At 71.7% G+C, this 17,591-nt stretch carries 18 protein-coding genes; 9 read left to right on the top strand and 9 right to left on the bottom strand.

Annotated features, from left to right (window positions below):
• Positions 1-95 precede the first annotated feature (95 nt).
• Positions 96-1,649 carry a M28 family metallopeptidase gene (locus tag ACZ49B_RS36100; RefSeq protein WP_468314725.1) on the bottom strand — a complete coding sequence of 518 codons (1,554 nt, stop codon included), beginning with the start codon at positions 1,647-1,649 and terminating at the stop codon, positions 96-98.
• A 200-nt stretch (positions 1,650-1,849) separates the two neighbouring features.
• Positions 1,850-2,971, bottom strand: a complete 1,122-nt coding sequence (locus ACZ49B_RS36095) for a DUF5937 family protein (RefSeq protein ID WP_468314722.1) — start codon at positions 2,969-2,971, stop codon at positions 1,850-1,852.
• A gap of 108 nt (positions 2,972-3,079) precedes the next feature.
• On the opposite strand from ACZ49B_RS36095, the gene ACZ49B_RS36090 reads away from it, so the two are divergent.
• The gene (locus ACZ49B_RS36090) at positions 3,080-3,289 is read left to right on the top strand and encodes a hypothetical protein (RefSeq protein WP_468314719.1); all 210 of its coding nucleotides are present in this window, start codon (positions 3,080-3,082) and stop codon (positions 3,287-3,289) included.
• A 10-nt stretch (positions 3,290-3,299) separates the two neighbouring features.
• On the opposite strand, the gene ACZ49B_RS36085 is transcribed toward ACZ49B_RS36090, so the two are convergent.
• The 6 genes from ACZ49B_RS36085 to ACZ49B_RS36060 form a co-directional block, all read right to left on the bottom strand.
• A complete protein-coding gene (locus ACZ49B_RS36085) occupies positions 3,300-4,037 on the bottom strand; it encodes a UTRA domain-containing protein (protein ID WP_468314717.1) in 738 nt (245 codons plus the stop codon).
• A 131-nt stretch (positions 4,038-4,168) separates the two neighbouring features.
• Positions 4,169-4,978: a type III pantothenate kinase gene (locus ACZ49B_RS36080; protein WP_383505935.1), complete on the bottom strand. Its 810-nt coding sequence runs from the start codon at positions 4,976-4,978 to the stop codon at positions 4,169-4,171.
• Positions 4,978-5,976: a carboxylating nicotinate-nucleotide diphosphorylase gene (nadC, locus tag ACZ49B_RS36075; protein WP_468314714.1), complete on the bottom strand. Its 999-nt coding sequence runs from the start codon at positions 5,974-5,976 to the stop codon at positions 4,978-4,980. The genes ACZ49B_RS36080 and nadC overlap by 1 nt, the downstream gene beginning before the upstream one ends.
• Positions 5,973-7,706 carry an L-aspartate oxidase gene (locus tag ACZ49B_RS36070; RefSeq protein ID WP_468314711.1) on the bottom strand — a complete coding sequence of 578 codons (1,734 nt, stop codon included), beginning with the start codon at positions 7,704-7,706 and terminating at the stop codon, positions 5,973-5,975. Before ACZ49B_RS36070 ends, nadC begins: the two co-directional genes overlap by 4 nt.
• On the bottom strand, positions 7,703-8,713 hold the full coding sequence (gene panC / locus ACZ49B_RS36065) for a pantoate--beta-alanine ligase (RefSeq protein WP_468314708.1): 1,011 nt from the start codon (positions 8,711-8,713) through the stop codon (positions 7,703-7,705). Before panC ends, ACZ49B_RS36070 begins: the two co-directional genes overlap by 4 nt.
• The gene (locus ACZ49B_RS36060) at positions 8,710-9,615 is read right to left on the bottom strand and encodes a Rossmann-like and DUF2520 domain-containing protein (RefSeq protein WP_468314705.1); all 906 of its coding nucleotides are present in this window, start codon (positions 9,613-9,615) and stop codon (positions 8,710-8,712) included. Before ACZ49B_RS36060 ends, panC begins: the two co-directional genes overlap by 4 nt.
• Positions 9,616-9,713: 98 nt before the next feature.
• On the opposite strand from ACZ49B_RS36060, the gene ACZ49B_RS36055 reads away from it, so the two are divergent.
• The 7 genes from ACZ49B_RS36055 (at position 9,714) to ACZ49B_RS36025 (ending at position 13,831) form a co-directional block, all read left to right on the top strand.
• A complete protein-coding gene (locus tag ACZ49B_RS36055; RefSeq protein ID WP_468314702.1) occupies positions 9,714-10,835 on the top strand; it encodes a threonine aldolase family protein in 1,122 nt (373 codons plus the stop codon).
• A gap of 169 nt (positions 10,836-11,004) precedes the next feature.
• Complete coding sequence (locus ACZ49B_RS36050) at positions 11,005-11,190, top strand: DUF397 domain-containing protein (protein WP_468314700.1); 186 nt, start codon at positions 11,005-11,007, stop codon at positions 11,188-11,190.
• Positions 11,191-11,255: 65 nt separating this feature from the next.
• Positions 11,256-11,915: a hypothetical protein gene (locus tag ACZ49B_RS36045; protein ID WP_468314698.1), complete on the top strand. Its 660-nt coding sequence runs from the start codon at positions 11,256-11,258 to the stop codon at positions 11,913-11,915.
• 13 nt (positions 11,916-11,928) lie between these two features.
• Positions 11,929-12,102: a hypothetical protein gene (locus tag ACZ49B_RS36040; protein ID WP_468314695.1), complete on the top strand. Its 174-nt coding sequence runs from the start codon at positions 11,929-11,931 to the stop codon at positions 12,100-12,102.
• Between the two features lie 136 nt (positions 12,103-12,238).
• Complete coding sequence (locus ACZ49B_RS36035) at positions 12,239-12,790, top strand: BlaI/MecI/CopY family transcriptional regulator (RefSeq protein WP_468314692.1); 552 nt, start codon at positions 12,239-12,241, stop codon at positions 12,788-12,790.
• A 9-nt stretch (positions 12,791-12,799) separates the two neighbouring features.
• Positions 12,800-13,330 (top strand): amino-acid N-acetyltransferase, encoded by a 531-nt coding sequence (locus ACZ49B_RS36030; protein WP_468314689.1) that lies wholly within the window; start codon positions 12,800-12,802, stop codon positions 13,328-13,330.
• Positions 13,331-13,495: 165 nt separating this feature from the next.
• Positions 13,496-13,831 carry an Lsr2 family protein gene (locus tag ACZ49B_RS36025; RefSeq protein WP_399490835.1) on the top strand — a complete coding sequence of 112 codons (336 nt, stop codon included), beginning with the start codon at positions 13,496-13,498 and terminating at the stop codon, positions 13,829-13,831.
• Here ACZ49B_RS36025 and ACZ49B_RS36020 read toward each other — a convergent pair.
• Positions 13,813-14,475, bottom strand: a complete 663-nt coding sequence (locus ACZ49B_RS36020) for an SCO3374 family protein (RefSeq protein WP_468314686.1) — start codon at positions 14,473-14,475, stop codon at positions 13,813-13,815. The two genes, ACZ49B_RS36025 and ACZ49B_RS36020, sit on opposite strands and share 19 nt — an antisense overlap.
• Before the next feature lie 451 nt (positions 14,476-14,926).
• Between ACZ49B_RS36020 and ACZ49B_RS36015 the strand changes: the two genes are divergently transcribed.
• Positions 14,927-17,452, top strand: a complete 2,526-nt coding sequence (locus ACZ49B_RS36015; protein ID WP_468314683.1) for an ATP-dependent Clp protease ATP-binding subunit — start codon at positions 14,927-14,929, stop codon at positions 17,450-17,452.
• Positions 17,453-17,591 lie beyond the last annotated feature (139 nt).

Below are 17,591 nucleotides of genomic sequence, written 5' to 3'. Positions count from 1 at the left end.
CGCGACATCCTCGACCGGCTGGACTCCGCCGGCATCGAGGCGGACGAGCTGACCGCGCACCCCCCCCCCCCCCCCCCCCCCCCCGGACCCGCGCACTACTCCGCGAGCTCGTGGTCGTGGCCCGGGCGGAGGCCGCCGCCGGTGGCGCCGCCCGACGTCGGCTGCGCAGCAACCGGCTTCGACAGCGGGGCCAGGTCGAAGGCATAGTGGCCGACCGCGTTCGCGATCACGTCCACGTTGATGTCCAGCGCCTTCTGGTTGATGTTGGTGATGTCGTCACCCTTGCCGTGGTAGTTCACGTCGTACGCGACATCCGCCTGCCCGCCGAACTTCGCCGCCTGCGCCGCCGTCTTGATCCCCTCGGCGCCGGTGTCCGTACCGCCCGACGGGATGCCCGCCTCGATGAACGGGCCGTAGTCCGAGCGGCCGGTGAAGTCCGAGCCCTCGTGCGGGATCTTCTGCGCGTCGAGGAAGTCGGTGATGCCCTTCTCCAGCTGCGCCGAGCCCTCGGGCCCCGGGCCCGAGCCGACCTTGTCCGAGTCGTCGCCGTCGTAGACGAAGTACGCGGCGTTCGGCGAGGCGATCATGTCGAAGTTCAAGTACAGCTTGATCTGCTTCTTCTGTGCGTCCGTCAGACCGCCGACGTACGCCTCGGAGCCGAGCAGGCCGAACTCCTCCGCCGACCACCAGGCGAACTTGACCTTGTTCTTGATCTTGTTCTGGCTGCTCGCGAGGCGCTGCGCGACCTGGAGGATGCCGGCCGAGCCGGAACCGTTGTCGTTGATGCCGGGGCCCGCCGCCACCGAGTCGAGGTGCGCGCCGAGGAAGACGGTGTTGTTCTCGTCGCCGCCCCGCGTCTCCGCGATGACGTTGTACGTCTTGCGGTTCTCCCGGAACTCGCGGATGTCGAGGGTGACCTCGACCGGGCCGGCCGCGGCCTCGGCGGCGAGCCGCTCGCCCTCGGCCTGGGTGACGCCGCCGGTCGGGACCTTGCCCGCGTCCGCCGCGCCGAGGGTGCCGTTGAGTGCGCCCGCGGTGTTGTTGTAGATGATCGCGCCGACCGCACCGGCCGCCGCCGCGTTGGCCTGCTTGACCGCGAAGGTGCAGCCGCCGCGCTTGACCAGCGCGATCTTGCCCGTGAAGGCGCCCGCGGCGAAGTCGCCCGGCTCGCAGCCGTTCGTACCGTCCGCGTCCACCGGGGCGACGGCGATCTGCGCCTTCACCCCGTCCTCCGGGCCGCTCGCCGTGTACGTCATCAGCTTGATCGGGACGTCGCGGCCGCCCGCGCCGTCGACCTTCAGCGTCTCGGCGATCGTCTCGACGTACACGAAATCGAACTCGTTCTTCGAGACCTTGTAGCCGGCCGCCCGCATCACGGCCTCGACGTACTGGGCGGACTGGACGTGGCCCTTGGAGCCGGCCACGCGGGTGCCCTTGTTGTAGTCGGCGATGGCCTGGAAGACCTTCAGGTGGTTGTTGGCACCTTTGCCGGTCGAGTCCTTGACCAGCTTCCTGGCCAGTGCGTCACCCCGGGCGGCGTCGCTCTGCGGGCTGCCGGTGGCGCCGGCCGGCCCGGCGAGCACGAGCGGGGAGACGAGGGCCGCGGCGGCCAGGGCGGCGGTTGCTGCGGCTATACGGCGTGAGGGCATGGAGGTCCTTCCACGACAACTACGAGCAGACAGACGGAAGCGGTGCGCGGTACGCGGGGTGAGCGGTGGACGCACGGTATAGACGACGTGGCCGATCTGGCCAGAGTTTTCGCTGTTTCCGGTTGGTGAATTCCGCATATCGGTGAATCTGCGCCGTGGAAATCCGGCCACCGTCCGCCCTGTTGCGCCGCGGGAGGGGCTCAGCGCAGGATGCCCTCGATGAACTCCGAGCCGATCCGGGCGACCTTGCCCAGGTCCAACTGGTGCTGGACGTAACGCCCTTGGCGCCAGGTGTGCAGCAGGCCGGCCTTCTTCAGCGCCGACAGGTGCCTCGACACCTCCGGCGCCGTGATCCCGTGCACGGTCGCCAGCTCGCTCGTCGTGTACGGGGCCCGGGCCAGACTCCGGCACAGCATCATCCGCATCGGGTGGGCCAGCGCCTCCATCCGCCGCTGGAGCAGTTCCACCGAGCCCGGATCGGGCAGTTCGGGGGAGCGGAGCGGATAGTGGACCACCGGCATCCAGCCGGGCGCGTGCAGCACGAGCAGATGCGGCCAGCCGAAGTTCGTCGGCACGAAGACCAGGCCGGCGCCTATCTCCGGATCGGTCGCGGTCGCCGAGCCGTGGACCATCTTGTCCACGGTGATCGTCGTGGCGGCCTCGTCGACGCTCAGCGCCGGCGACACCTCGTGCAGCGTCGCCGCCAGCCCCTTGCGGCGCAGGACCTCCGCCTTGTGCCGGGCGTCCGCGCTCTGCTGCGGCTCGATCCGCCGCCAGGTCTCCGCGAAGAACGCCTCGTCGCAGTCCTCCAGGAGCCGCCGCAGCCACACCCGGACGGAAGCCGTGTCGTCCAGCAGCCGCAGCGAGAAGTCCAGCTGGCGCGGGCCGCGCGCGGCGGCCGTCTCCAGCGCCTTGGCCCGGGCCTGCGGGTTCTTCAGCGGGGACGGCCCGCCGCCCTCGTTGTACAGCGCCAGCCAGCAGTGCTCCAGGGCGGCCATCACGAACCGCTCGTCGTCCATCCGGTCGAGTACGTCCAGCTCCTCGGCCAGGGTCGCCGCGGGCAGGCCGCTGCCGCCGGGGATCCCCGCGAAGGCCATGAAGATGTCGGAGAAGGAGCTGCGCCACATGAAATCGCCCTCGAGCAGCCGGTCCGCGAGGCAGGGCTCGAGCGCGGCCGCGGTGGCGGCGGTCCACGAAGCCAGCCCGGGGTGGTGGGCGGGCTGCGACAGGGCGTGCAGCGTCATGCAGAGCTCGGAGAGCGGAGAGGGCGCGAAACGGATGCGCGCAGCGGGGAGCCCGGCGATGTCGATGGTGACGCTCATCGGCCCATTCTCACCTGTCGGAACCCTGTGACCTGGACTGACACGGGTCAATTGACGAGGAGCGTCAATCGTCGTGCGGGGTGGCCCGGCCGGGTTCAGGGTGGAGGCATGACAGCGATCGAGCAGTACCTCATCGACACCTACCGCGCCTCCCAGCACGGCGCCCCGATGCCCCCGCCGCCGGGCCGCGACGACATCGCCGTCCTGCGCTCGGCCCGTACGTACGCCCAGTTCCGGGCCGTCCTGGACGGCCGGGCGGCCCGGCACCCCTGGTGGGCCGCCGTGCGCCGGCTGACCCACGTACCCGGACGCCCGTGATGTGGTCCGCTCAGCGGTCCCCGGGGTGGAAGTCGATCTCGTACGCGATCTCGGAGCGGCGGTCGGCGACCACGATGTCGGCGGTCTCCACCGCCCGGCCGTCCGTCGCGTAGTACGTCCGTTCGATCTCGGTGATCAGGTCGCCGACGCTGATGCCGAGCAGATTGGCCTGCCGCTGGTTCGCCCGCGCCGGGCGGGGGACCTCCAGCGAGGAGGCGACCAGCACGCCGATCGAGCGCATCCGCTCGATGACCCCGGCGCCCTTGAACGGGCCCGCCTCCGGCAGGACCACCGGAGTGCCGTCCGTGACCGCCATCGGCTCCCAGGACTCGCAGATCTCCACGGGCCGGCCCTCGGACAGGAACTCGTACGTGGTGAGCACGCACGGGTCGCCCGGCGGGACGGCGAGGCGCTCCGCGATCCGCTCCGGAGCCGGCGTACGGGCCGCGGAATGCGACTCCCAGGTCACGCCCCCGCCGCCGAGCCCGGCCAGCCGGCGCCGCCGGGAGCGGACTATGCGCAGCCGCTCGCGCGGCTCGCACCGGTACGTGCCCGAGCCGGCGCGGCCTTCCAGGAGCCCCTCGATGATCAGCAGCTCCAGCGCGCGCTGCGTGACGCTCTGCCCGACCGCGTACTCCTCGGCGAACCGGGACCGGGACGGCAGCTTGGCGCCGACGGGCCACTCCTCGGCCCGGATCCGCACGCGCAGCGCGTCGGCCACCTTCAAGTACGCCGTGTCCCGGGCCATATGACCGTCCTGTGCCTGTCGACGAGTTGGGCCCAAGCTAATTCATCAGGTCGAACCCGAGTCTTCAGAACGGCGATGCGTGAGACGGCGCAGTACGCCGCCGCCGGGCGGGCGGCGGCGTACGGACGGCCTCAGTCGAAGTTCGGCGCGTTGCGCTCGTAGACCAGGCGCAGCCCGATCAGCGTCAGCCACGGCTCGTGGTCGTCGATGACCGAGGACTCGCCGAGGACCATCGGCGCCAGGCCGCCCGTGGCGATCACGCGGACGTCGCTCGGGTCGCCGTTCGGGCCGGCCAGCTCCTTGGCCATCCGCGTGACGACCCCGTCGACCTGGCCCGCGAAGCCGTAGACCACGCCCGACTGCATCGCCTCGACCGTGGACTTGCCGATCACGTTGCGCGGCCGCGCCAGCTCGATCTTGCGCAGCTGCGCGCCCCGTACGCCGAGGGCCTCCATCGAGATCTCGATGCCCGGGGAGATCACCCCGCCCACGTACTCGCCCTTCGCGGAGACCGCGTCGAACGTGGTCGCCGTACCGAAGTCGACCACGATCGCCGGGCCGCCGTAGAGCTCGACGGCGGCGACCGCGTTGATGATGCGGTCCGCGCCGACCTCCTTGGGGTTGTCCATCAGGATCGGCACGCCCGTCTTGATGCCGGGCTCGACGAGCACCGCGGGGACGTCGCCGTAGTAGCGGCGGGTCACCTCGCGGAGCTCGTGGAGCACCGACGGCACCGTCGAGCAGATCGCGATGCCGTGGATGCCGTCGCCCAGCTCGCTGCCGAGCATCGGGTGCATGCCCATCAGGCCCTGCATCAGGACGGCCATCTCGTCGGCCGTGCGCCGCGGGTCCGTGGAGATGCGCCAGTGTTCGACGATCTCGTCGCCGTCGAACAGGCCGAGCACGGTGTGGGTGTTGCCGACGTCGATGGTCAGCAGCATTACCGCTCCTCGCGCAGGTCCAGGCCGATGTCCAGGATCGGGGACGAGTGCGTGAGCCCGCCGACCGCGAGGTAGTCGACGCCGGTCTCCGCGTACGTACGGGCGTTGGCCATGGTCAGGCGGCCCGAGGACTCCAGCACCGCGCGGCCGTGGACCAGCGCGACGGCCTCCTCGGTCTCGATCGGCGTGAAGTTGTCGAGCAGGATCAGGTCCGCGCCCGCGTCCAGGGCCTCGCGCACCTGCTGGAGGGTGTCCACCTCGACCTCGATCGGCAGGTCGGGGAACTGCTCGCGGACGGCCTTGAACGCCTCCGCGACACCGCCCGCCGCGATCACGTGGTTGTCCTTGACCAGCGCCGCGTCCGAGAGCGACATCCGGTGGTTCACGCCGCCCCCGCAGCGCACCGCGTACTTCTCCAGGGAGCGCAGGCCCGGCGTGGTCTTGCGGGTGTCGCGGACCTTCGCCTTGGTGCCCTCCAGCTCGTCGGCCCACTTGCGGGTCGCCGTCGCGATGCCCGACATCAGGCACAGCAGGTTCAGCGCGCTGCGCTCGCCGGTGAGCAGGTCCCGGGTACGGGCCTTGACTGTCAGCAGCACCTGGCCGGGCTGCACGCGGTCGCCGTCCTCGACGTGCCGCTCGACCTCGAACTCGTCCTCGCAGACCACCGAGAGGACGGCCTCGGCGACGCGCAGGCCGGCGACCGTGCCCGCCTCGCGGGCGGTGAAGTCGGCGTGCGCGACGGCGTCCTCGGGCACGGTGGCCACCGTGGTCACGTCGACCCCGCCGTCCAGGTCCTCGGAGATCGCCATGTGGGCGATGTCCTCGACCTCGATCGGGTCCAGGCCCGCGTCGGCCAGCAGCTGGGCGAGCGCCGGGTCCAGGCCGCTCTCCTCGCCGTCGCCGCAGCCGCAGTCGTCGCCGCAGCCGCCCGCGGACTCGTCGAGGAGCGGCAGCTCCGCGTGCTCGTGCTCGTGGTCGTGCTGTTCGGGGGTGCTCACGATGACTGCTCCTGGCTCAGGGGGTGCTGTACGGACGGAAAGCCCGCGGAGTCGGTGGGGGTGACGACCAGCGCCCGCTTCTCGGTGGCGGACAGCCGGACGACGAGGTGGCGGCGCCAGGCGGCGTCGTCCCGGTCGGGGTGGTCCTCGCGCCAGTGGCAGCCGCGGGTCTCCTCGCGGCGCAGGGCGGCGGCGACCAGTACCCGGGCCACGCACAGCAGGTTCGTGGCCTCCCAGGTCTCGGTGCCGGGCACGGCGGTCTTGCCGTCGTTCTCCAGCGCCGTCAGGGCCGTCGCGTAGAGGTCCTCGAGGGCGGCGGCCGCCGTGCGCAGGGACTCGGCGGAGCGGAGCACGCCCGCGCCCTCCGTCATGATGCGCTGGACCTCGTACCGCGCCTCGGCGGGCTGGAGCGGGCCGGTCGCGGGGACCGGGATGCCCGGGCCGCTGCCGACGGGCGCGCCCGCGACGATGTCGTCGGCGATGCGCTCGGCGAAGACCAGGCCCTCCAGCAGGGAGTTGGAGGCGAGCCGGTTCGCGCCGTGGACGCCGGTGCACGCCACCTCGCCGCACGCGTACAGGCCGGGGACGGTGGTACGGCCGTGCAGGTCGGTCCGTACGCCGCCGGAGGCGTAGTGCGCGGCGGGTGCGACCGGGATGGGCTCGGTCACCGGGTCGATGCCGTGGGCGCGGCAGGCGGCGAGGATGGTCGGGAAGCGCTGCTCCCACATCTGCGCGCCGAAGTGCCGGGCGTCCAGGTACATGTGCTGCGCGCCCTGCTCCTGCATGCGGCGCATGATGCCCTTGGCCACGATGTCGCGCGGGGCCAGCTCGGCCAGCTCGTGCTGTCCGACCATGAAGCGGACGCCGTCGCCGTCGACCAGGTACGCGCCCTCGCCGCGGACCGCCTCCGACACCAGGGGCTGCTGGCCCTCGGCGTCCGGGCCCAGGAAGAGCACGGTCGGGTGGAACTGGACGAACTCCAGGTCGGAGACCTCGGCCCCGGCCCGCAGGGCGAGCGCCACGCCGTCGCCGGTGGACACCGACGGGTTGGTCGTCGCGGAGAAGACCTGGCCCATGCCGCCGGTCGCCAGGATCACGGCGGGCGCGTGGACCGCGCCGACGCCGTCGTGCTGGCCCTCGCCCATGACGTGCAGGGTGACACCGGCCGTACGGCCCTGCGCGTCCTGCAGCAGGTCCAGTACGAGCGCGTTCTCGACGGTCTCGATGCCGGCCGCCTGGACGGCCTCGACCAGTGCCCGGGAGATCTCGGCGCCGGTGGCGTCGCCGCCCGCGTGCGCGATCCGGCGGCGGTGGTGGCCGCCCTCGCGGGTCAGCTCTATCTCACCGGTCTCGGCGGAGGTGTCGAAGACCGCGCCGGTGGCCATGAGCCGGCGTACGGCGTCCGGTCCCTCCGTGACGAGGAGCCGTACGGCGGCCTCGTCGCACAGCCCGGCGCCCGCGACCAGCGTGTCGTCCAGGTGTTGCTCGGGGGTGTCGCCCTCGCCGAGGGCCGCGGCGATCCCGCCCTGCGCCCAGCGGGTGGAGCCGTCGTCGAGCCGGGCCTTGGTGACCACGACCGTACGGCGGCCCGCGGCGGCGCAGCGCAGTGCGGCGGTCAGGCCGGCGACGCCGGAGCCGACGACCACGACGTCGGCGTCGACGGCCCAGCCGGGGGCGTTGGCGTGCAGCCGTATACCGGTACCGGCGGTGCCTGTGCCTGGGGTGCTCACGTGTGTGCTCCGAACTCCAATGGGATGTTGTCGATCAGCCGGGTCGTCCCCACCTTCGCGGCGACGGCCAGCACGGCCTGCCCGGTGAAGTCGGGGCCGACATCGGTGAAGTCCTGCGGATCCACCAGTGCCAGATAGTCCAGCAGCAGCGGCGGGTCGTGCCGGCCCGCCTCCTCCAGGACGTGCCGGGCGGCGGCCCGTACGGCCTCCGGCAGGGCGGTGCCCGCGGCGGACGCGGCGGACACGGCGTGCGCGTCGGCGGAGGCCCGGATCTCGCCGAGCCGGGCCAGGGCGGTGGCCCGACCGTCGCTGGCCGGGGAGGCCTCGGCGCGGGCGCGCAGCGCGGCCTGCGCGGCGAGCCGGTCCTGCCCGGCGAACAGGGCGCGGGACAGGGCCAGGGCGCTGCGGCGCTCCTGGGCGGAGAGGTACCGGTTGCGGGACGACAGCGCGAGCCCGTCCTCCTCGCGGACGGTCGGTACGCCGACCACCTCGACGGGGAAGTTCAGGTCGGTGACCATCCGCCGGATCAGGGCGAGTTGCTGCGCGTCCTTCTGGCCGAAGAGGGCCAGGTCGGGGCGGGTGAGGTGGAGCAGCTTGGCGACGACGGTGAGCATGCCGTCGAAGTGGCCGGGCCGGGTGGCCCCTTCGAGGCGCTCGCCCATCGGGCCGGCGCTGACCCGCACCTGGGGGCTGCCGCCGGGGTAGACCTCGTCGACGGCCGGGGCGAACACCGCGTCGGCGCCGGCCTCCCGGGCGATCTCCAGGTCGGCGTCGAGGGTGCGGGGGTAGCGGTCGAGGTCCTCGTTCGCCCCGAACTGCAGGGGGTTCACGAAGACGGTGACCACGACCTGGCCCCGGGGCCCGGCCTGTTCGCGGGCCGTGCGGATCAGGGTGGCGTGGCCCTCGTGGAGGGCGCCCATGGTCATCACGACGGCGCGGTGGCCGTCGGCGGTGCGCGGGAGCTTGTGCAGCTCCTCCGCGGTGTCGATCAGCAGCAGCTCGGTCACTGGTCCCCACCCTCGGGATCGGCGAGCACGCCGAGCAGGTCCTCGGCGAGTTCTGGCTTGAGGAGGCCGTGCGCGAGGGCCCGGTCGGCGGTGGTGCGGGCCATCGCCAGGTACCCGGCGACCGAGGCCGGGGCGTGCTTGCGCAGCTCCGAGACGTGCGCGGCGACCGTGCCGGCGTCGCCGCGGGCCACCGGGCCGGTCAGCGCGGCGTCGCCCGAGCGCAGGGCGTTGTCGAGGGCCGCGCCGAGGAGGGGGCCGAGCATCCGGTCGGGGTGCTCGACCCCGGCCTTGTGCAGCAGCTCCATGGCTTGGGCGACCAGGGTGACCAGGTGGTTCGCGCCGAGGGCGAGGGCCGCGTGGTAGAGCGGACGGTTCTCCTCCGCGATCCACTCGGGCTCCCCGCCCATCTCGATCACCAGGGCCTCGGCCGCGAGCCGCAGCTCCTCGGGGGCCGTGACGCCGAACGAGCAGCCGGCGAGCCGCTGGACGTCGACCTCGGTGCCCGTGAAGGTCATCGCGGGGTGCAGGGCCAGCGGGAGCGCGCCCGCGCGGCGGGCCGGGTCCAGCACCGCGGTCCCGTACCGCCCGGAGGTGTGCACGAGGAGCTGGCCGGGGCGGACCGCGCCGGTCTCGGCGAGTCCCTCGACGAGCGACGGCAGCGCGTCGTCGGGCACGGTCAGCAGCACCAGGTCGGCCAGCTCCAGCACCTGCGCGGGCGGTACGAGCGGCACGTCGGGCAGCATCCGCTCGGCGCGGCGGCGGGAGGCGTCGGAGACGCCGGACACGGCGACCGGCGGGTGCCCGGCCTGCTGGAGCGCGCGGGCCAGCGCGGGGCCGACCCGGCCGGCGCCGACGACACCGACGGTGAGCCGGGCGGGGCGCGGTTGCTGGGATGAGTTCACGCGGGGAGGGCCTTCCGTTCCAGTCCGCGGGGGGTACCGGACGATACGCCGCCATGCTAGCCCCTGGGCGTGTTGGCCGGTCGGCGATGATCGGGGGCATGACTGGTGACGACGATCTGACGAAGCGGCTGGTGGCGGCGGGACGCGGGGCCGAGCGGATGCTCTCCCGCAGCCTGCGCGAGGCGACGGTCGGTGAACTGCTGTCGGGTCTGACGGCGCAGGATCCCGACGAGCCGGCCGACCTGTACGGGGACGGCGTCGTGACCCGGCTCGAGCAGCGCGTCGCGGAGCTGCTGGGCACGGAGGACGCGGCGTTCTTCCCGTCGGGGACGATGGCCCAGCAGATCGCGCTGCGCTGCTGGGCGGGGCGGACCGGGAACCCGGTGGTCGCGCTGCACCCGATGAGCCATCCGGAGCTGTGGGAGGGCGGGGCGCTGTCGCTGGTCTCCGGCCTGCGCACGGTGCACCCGACGAAGGACCCGCGCCAGCCCACGGCCGAGGAGGTCGCGGACCTGCCCGAGCCCTTCGGCACGCTGATGCTGGAGCTCCCGCTGCGTGACGCGGGCTTCCTGCTCCCCACCTGGGAGGAGTTGGAGGCGCTGGTCGACGCGGCCCGCGAGCGGGACGCGGTGGTGCACTTCGACGGGGCCCGGCTGTGGGAGTCGACGGTGCACTTCGGGCGGCCGCTGCCGGAGATCGCGGGGCTCGCGGACTCGGTGTACGTGTCCTTCTACAAGTCCCTCGGCGGCCTGAGCGGCGCGGCCCTGGCGGGCTCCTCCTCGCTGATCTCGGAGGCCAAGGTCTGGCGCCACCGGTACGGGGGCCAGATCTTCCGCCAGTTCCCGCAGGCGCTGTCGGCGCTGGCCGGCCTGGACCGGGAGCTCCCGCGCCTCCCGTCGTACGTGGCCCAGGCGCGCATGGTCGCGGCGGCGCTGGGTTCTGCACTGGAGTCGGCCGGGGTCCCCTGGTTCCGCATCAACCCGGAGACCCCGCACACGCACCAGTTCCAGGTGTGGCTGCCGTACGGGGCGGACCGCCTGACGGAGGCCGGGATCCGCCTGGCACAGGACACGGGCACGGTCCTCTTCCGCCGCTGGTCCCCGACGGTGGCCCCGGGCGTCTCGGCGACGGAACTGGAGATCACCTCCCCGGGCCTCACCTGGACCCCGGAGGACGTCCACGAGGCGGTGGCGGCCTTCACGTCCCACCTCCACGCGTGACCGGGGCCCGCTCCGGGGAACGGCGCAAGGGCGGGCGGGGACGGGTTCCCGGGTGGAGCCAGTGCAACGACGACGCACCGAATTCCGGCGAAGTCGTCGGTGTAGGCCCCGCTCGGAGTTACCGTCCCTCCACGGGAAGCAAGGAGCCGTCCCCCGGAGGAGAGACACCATGACCGCTCACCCCGCCTGGCAGAAGTCCACGTACTGCGGCGAAGGAGACGCCTGCGTCTACGTCTCCGCGGCCCCCGGCCACCTCGTCCGCGTGGCCGACCGGGCCGACCCGGCGCACCTGGTTCTGGCCACCACCCAGGCCGCCTGGGCCGACTTCCTTGACGCCGTCAAAGCAGCCGGGTAGGTGTCGGCGCGCCCGGAATCACGCCGCTCAGGGGATTTTGTCCGATTAGCGCGTATCTTCGGCCCATGCCCACGCCCTACGGATCCCGCGGCGGCATGGCGTTCAGCGCCGCCGAGCTGCACGTGCTCAGGCGAACGCTCGCCCACGCCCTCCAGTCCTCCACGGCCCCCCTGACGACCTCCGAGGTCCAGGACTGCCTGCGCCTCGCGCAGTCGGTGGACGACGCGGTCCAGGAGGCGGGGCGGCTCAGAGAGTTCCTCCTCGCCGACCTCGTCCGCTACCGCGGCGCCCTGCCCGGCAGCCTCTCCGGATACCTGGAGCTGCTCCAGGACGCCCTGGCCGCGGGGTACGAGCCCGCGCCGGACGACCTCGCGGCCCTTCGGGCCCTGCGGGCGAACCCGGTCGCGGCGGCGCTGCTGGCCCGCTCCCAGGACATCGCCGAGCGCTCCGTACGGCGCCGGCTCTCGATCACGCCGGCGCCCCGGACCCGGCTGCTGGCGCTGGCCGGGGGCAAGGACGCGAGCGGCGCCAAGGAGGCCGGCGAGGGCAAGGACGGCAAGGAGGGCAAGGAGGAGCCCGCCCGGCCCGCACCGGCCCCCAAGGAGCCGCGCCCCGAGCGCCCCTCCGAACGTCCGTCCGAGCGGCCCATCCCGACCCCCGGCGAGGTGTTCCCGCCACGCCGCAAGCCCACCCCGCCCCCGGCGGCCGGGCTCGCCGCCGGGTAGCTACGCTGGGGGCATGGACTACGTTTCCGCGCTCGTGCCCCCCGTAGTGATGGCCGGCTTCTTCATCGCCCTCGTCGTGACGATCGTGAAGAGCCAGGGCGGCGCCAACAAGGCCAAGGAAGACGCGGCGGTCGACGCCGTGATCGCCCGCGCCGAGGCCACCCGGCAGTCCCAGCCCGGGAAGTAGCGGGGGAAGCAGCGCACAGCCGGCCGGCAGCCGGACACGCAGGGCGTACGGCTTCGAGAGCCGTACGCCCGATTTTGTTGAGCGTTGCGTTCCAAATGGCCGGGCAATTCCGCACATTCCGCACTATCGTGCTGTTGTGCCTCGCCCCTTGGGAGAACTCGAAGACGCGGTCATGACGCGGGTGTGGCAGTGGAACCGCCCGGTCACTGTTCGTGAAGTCCTGGAAGACCTCCAGCAGGAACGGTCCATCGCGTACACCACCGTCATGACGGTTATGGACAATCTCCATCAGAAGGGCTGGGTCCGCCGGGAAGCCGAAGGCCGCGCCTATCGATATACCGCGGTCTCCACCCGCGCCGCCTACTCGGCCGCACTGATGAACGAAGCCTGGTCGACGAGCGACAACCCCGCGGCCGCCCTCGTGGCCTTCTTCGGCATGATGTCCGCGGAACAGCGCGACGCCCTGCGGGACGCCTTCCGCATCGTGGGGTACGACGACGGGTCGGCCGTCGAACCGGCTGCGGAGCCGGCAGCCGGGGCGACCACCGGGTCCGCTGCGCAGCCCCCCGCCGAAGCCCCTGCCGAAGCCCCTGCCGGGGCACCTCCCGAAGTCCCTGCCGGGGCACCTCCCGAAGTCCCGCCCGCCGAAGGGGACTCCGCCGGGCACGGGACCGAGTCGGGGCGATAGCGTCCGGGCATGGGTGAGTTTTCCGCTGCAGAGGCAAAAACAGTGACGATCCGCCGTGCCCGCACCGGCGATGTTCCCGCGCTGCGGCGCCTGCTCGACCAGTACGTGCAGCAGCGGATCCTCCTCGACAAAGCCCCGGTCGTCCTTTACGAGGACATCCAGGAGTTCTGGGTCGCGGAACGCGACTCCGACGGCCAGGTGGTGGGCTGCGGTGCTCTCCACGTCATGTGGGAAGACCTCGCCGAAGTACGCACTCTTGCGGTCGACCGCGAGTTGAAGGGGTCCGGAGTCGGCCATCAGCTGCTCGGGCAGTTGTTGCACACCGCCCGCGCGCTGGGCGTCCGGAAGGTTTTCTGCCTGACCTTCGAAGTGGACTTCTTCGCGAAGCACGGCTTCGTCGAGATCGGGGAGACCCCGGTCGAGACGGATGTCTACATGGAGCTCCTGCGTTCCTATGACGAGGGCGTCGCCGAGTTCCTCGGTCTCGAACGAGTGAAGCCGAACACCTTGGGCAACAGCCGGATGCTTCTGCACCTCTGAACGATCACGGCGGCTTTTCCCGTGCTCCGCGCACCTGTGGCCTATGTCCGAATCGCGCACGTTTCCCGCCGTGTTGCGGTCTCGAACCTCTCCCGGGGGGTTTGTGTTTTCCAGGGAAAAGCGGTTTCCTTTCCGCGTACTGCTTTTCGATGAAAGGAAATCCCGGTGGCACAGAAGGTTCAGGTCCTTCTTGTCGACGACCTCGACGGTGGCGAGGCGGACGAGACCGTGACGTTCGCTCTGGATGGCAAGACCTACGAGATCGACCTCACCACCGCCAACGCGGAGAAGCTGCGCTCCGCGCTCGCCGACTACGTCAAGGGCGCCCGCCGCACCGGTGGCCGCGCTTCCGGCGGCCGCGCCAAGACGCGGACGGCCGCGACGTCCGGCAACCCGGACACCGCCGAGATCCGCGCCTGGGCCAAGGCCCAGGGCATGAGCGTCAACGACCGCGGGCGCGTCCCGCAGGAGATCCGCGAGGCCTACGAGAACCGGGGCTGACCCGTCAGGGCCTGACCCGTCAGGGTCTGACCCGGCCGGCCCGAGCACGGTCCGGCCGCGGCGCTCCTCAGGGGCGTACGCCGCCACAGGCGAGCCCGGTGGCATTCCGTCGCCGCCGCGGCGACCAGGCGTACGAGATCGGGCCCGGCACCACCGTGCCGGGGACCGGCACCCTGCCCGGGGCAGCCGGGCAGGGACGGCAGCAGTGCCTCACACCCCTGCTCGGGGGGTCGCAGCCACACGGCGGCCCCCCGGGGACTTCCTTCCGGGCGCCCCGGGGGAACCGGGGCCGTCATCCGGCCGCCGGCACCCAGGGCGGTGAGATCCAGGGCGACCCCGCCCCACTCCAGCCAGTCGAGCAGCCCCTCCAGCTCGTCCGCGCTCCCCGCGGCCACCAGGAACCGCATCCTGCGCCCCGTGAGCGCCACCGGACCCGTGGCGAGCGGCCTGCGCAGCAGCTCCGCCCCCGCATCGGCGGGCAGCTCCAGTACGTCGAACCGGACCCCGGTGACCAGCTGGGCGGGCGGCCCGCCCCCGATGGGCCAGCCGAGCACCTCCTCGTACCAGGACGCGTACGCGTCCCGGGGCGAATCCGCGGGTGAATCCTCGGGCGCGACGCGGGGCGGCGGAACGGTGACGGCCATGCCCGGAGCAACTCCGAAGACGCCCCGGAGTTACGCAGCGCACCGGTCTCAATGCGGAACGTAAACATCCGGCGGGGTGGAGTCCCACATTGGGGACGCAATCGTGTTCGCCCGTAGCGGAGGGAACCGGTGCCACCGGCATGGAGTGTCGGTCCTTACGGGTAAGACATTCCTAGTGGATCGGGGCGACACGCTGTTTTGGGCAGCTTCCGTTCGCCATCGGCGTACACGTGTGACGGGTATCTGCCTGGCCTGCGGGAACATCGTCTCGCACCATCGGGTTGGAGCAGTTGTCGGCAGTTGAAGCCGGTTTTCCCCACGGACGTGGGGGTGAGCCGCGGACGGATGTCGGCAGTTGGAATGAGCTGTCCCGCCCCGCGGGACTAGCATGCGGAAGGACAGGGCGGGGACCGACCCCGAACTGCCCGACCGCTCTGAGGAGCGATAAACGATGTTCGAGAGGTTCACCGACCGCGCGCGGCGGGTTGTCGTCCTGGCTCAGGAAGAAGCCCGGATGCTCAACCACAACTACATCGGCACCGAGCACATCCTCCTGGGCTTGATCCACGAGGGTGAGGGTGTCGCCGCTAAGGCCCTGGAGAGCCTCGGGATTTCGCTCGAGGCTGTTCGCCAGCAGGTTGAGGAGATCATCGGTCAGGGGCAGCAGGCCCCGTCCGGCCACATCCCCTTCACTCCGCGGGCGAAGAAGGTCCTGGAGCTTTCGCTCCGAGAGGCCCTCCAGCTCGGCCACAACTACATCGGCACCGAGCACATCCTGCTCGGCCTCATTCGCGAGGGCGAGGGCGTCGCAGCCCAGGTCCTGGTGAAGCTGGGCGCCGATCTCAACCGAGTCCGGCAGCAGGTCATCCAGCTGCTCTCCGGCTACTCCGGCGGAGGCAAGGAGTCGGCCACGGCCGGCGGCCCGGCCGAGGGCACCCCCTCGACCTCCCTCGTCCTGGACCAGTTCGGCCGCAATCTCACGCAGGCCGCCCGCGAATCCAAGCTCGACCCGGTCATCGGGCGCGAGAAGGAGATCGAGCGGGTCATGCAGGTCCTGTCCCGCCGTACCAAGAACAACCCGGTGCTCATCGGCGAGCCCGGCGTCGGCAAGACCGCCGTCGTCGAGGGCCTGGCCCAGGCGATCGTCAAGGGCGAGGTCCCCGAGACCCTCAAGGACAAGCACCTCTACACGCTTGACCTGGGTGCCCTGGTCGCCGGTTCCCGCTACCGCGGTGACTTCGAGGAGCGCCTGAAGAAGGTGCTCAAGGAGATCCGCACCCGCGGCGACATCATCCTGTTCATCGACGAGCTCCACACCCTCGTGGGTGCGGGTGCCGCCGAGGGCGCGATCGACGCCGCCAGCATCCTCAAGCCCATGCTGGCCCGTGGTGAGCTCCAGACCATCGGTGCCACGACGCTGGACGAGTACCGCAAGCACCTCGAGAAGGACGCGGCCCTCGAGCGCCGCTTCCAGCCGATCCAGGTGGCGGAGCCTTCCCTCCCCCACACGATCGAGATCCTCAAGGGCCTGCGCGACCGCTACGAGGCCCACCACCGCGTCTCCATCACGGACGAGGCCCTCGTCCAGGCGGCGACGCTGGCCGACCGGTACATCTCGGACCGCTTCCTGCCGGACAAGGCGATCGACCTGATCGACGAGGCCGGCTCCCGGATGCGCATCCGCCGGATGACCGCGCCGCCGGACCTCCGCGAGTTCGACGAGAAGATCGCGGGCGTGCGCCGCGACAAGGAGTCGGCCATCGACTCCCAGGACTTCGAGAAGGCGGCTTCTCTCCGTGACAAGGAGAAGCAGCTGCTGGCGGCGAAGACCAAGCGCGAGAAGGAATGGAAGGCCGGCGACATGGACGTCGTCGCCGAGGTCGACGGCGAGCTCATCGCCGAGGTCCTCGCGACCGCGACCGGCATTCCCGTCTTCAAGCTCACCGAGGAGGAGTCCTCGCGTCTGCTCCGCATGGAGGACGAGCTCCACCGTCGGGTCATCGGCCAGAAGGACGCCATCAAGGCGCTCTCCCAGGCGATCCGCCGTACCCGTGCGGGTCTGAAGGACCCGAAGCGCCCGGGTGGCTCGTTCATCTTCGCCGGCCCGTCCGGTGTCGGTAAGACCGAGCTCTCCAAGACGCTCGCCGAATTCCTCTTCGGCGACGAGGACGCGCTGATCTCCCTCGACATGTCGGAGTTCAGCGAGAAGCACACGGTTTCCCGCCTCTTCGGTTCGCCCCCCGGCTACGTGGGCTACGAAGAGGGCGGCCAGCTCACCGAGAAGGTGCGCCGCAAGCCGTTCTCCGTCGTCCTCTTCGACGAGGTCGAGAAGGCCCACCCGGATATCTTCAATTCCCTTCTCCAGATCCTGGAGGACGGTCGCCTGACCGACTCCCAGGGCCGGGTCGTGGACTTCAAGAACACGGTCATCATCATGACGACCAACCTGGGTACCCGGGACATCTCGAAGGGCTTCAACCTCGGCTTCGCCGCCGTGGGCGACACCAAGACCGGTTACGACCGGATGAAGGCGAAGGTCAACGAAGAGCTCAAGCAGCACTTCCGGCCCGAGTTCCTGAACCGCGTCGACGACACGGTCGTCTTCCACCAGCTCACCGAGGAAGACATCATCCAGATCGTCGACCTGATGATCGCCAAGGTGGACGAGCGCCTGAAGGACCGCGACATGGGCATCGAGCTGAGCGGCGACGCGAAGCTCCTGCTCGCCAAGCGGGGCTACGACCCGATCCTGGGCGCCCGCCCGCTGCGCCGGACCATCCAGCGCGAGATCGAGGACGTCCTGTCGGAGAAGATCCTCTTCGGCGAGCTGCGTCCCGGCCACATCGTGGTCGTGGGCAAGGAGGGCGACGGCGAAGAAGCCAAGTTCACCTTCCGCGGCGAGGAGAAGTCGGCTCTGCCGGACCTCCCCCCGATCGAGGCCACGGGCTCCGGCCCGGACCTGAGCAAGGGCGCGTAAGCACCGGCTGCACGAGGGGGGGGGGGGGGGGGGGGGGGGGGGGGGGGGGGGGGGGGGGGGGGGGGTTGTGGGGGGGGGGGGGGGGGGCGGGGGGGGGGGGGGGGGGGGGGGGGGGGGCGCCCCGCCCCCCCCCGCCCTC

The sequence above is a fragment of the Streptomyces sp. NPDC031132 genome (assembly GCF_055570595.1).
The sequence above is the reverse complement of the archived record's forward strand: the minus strand, read 5'-3'. Positions and strand labels throughout refer to the sequence as shown.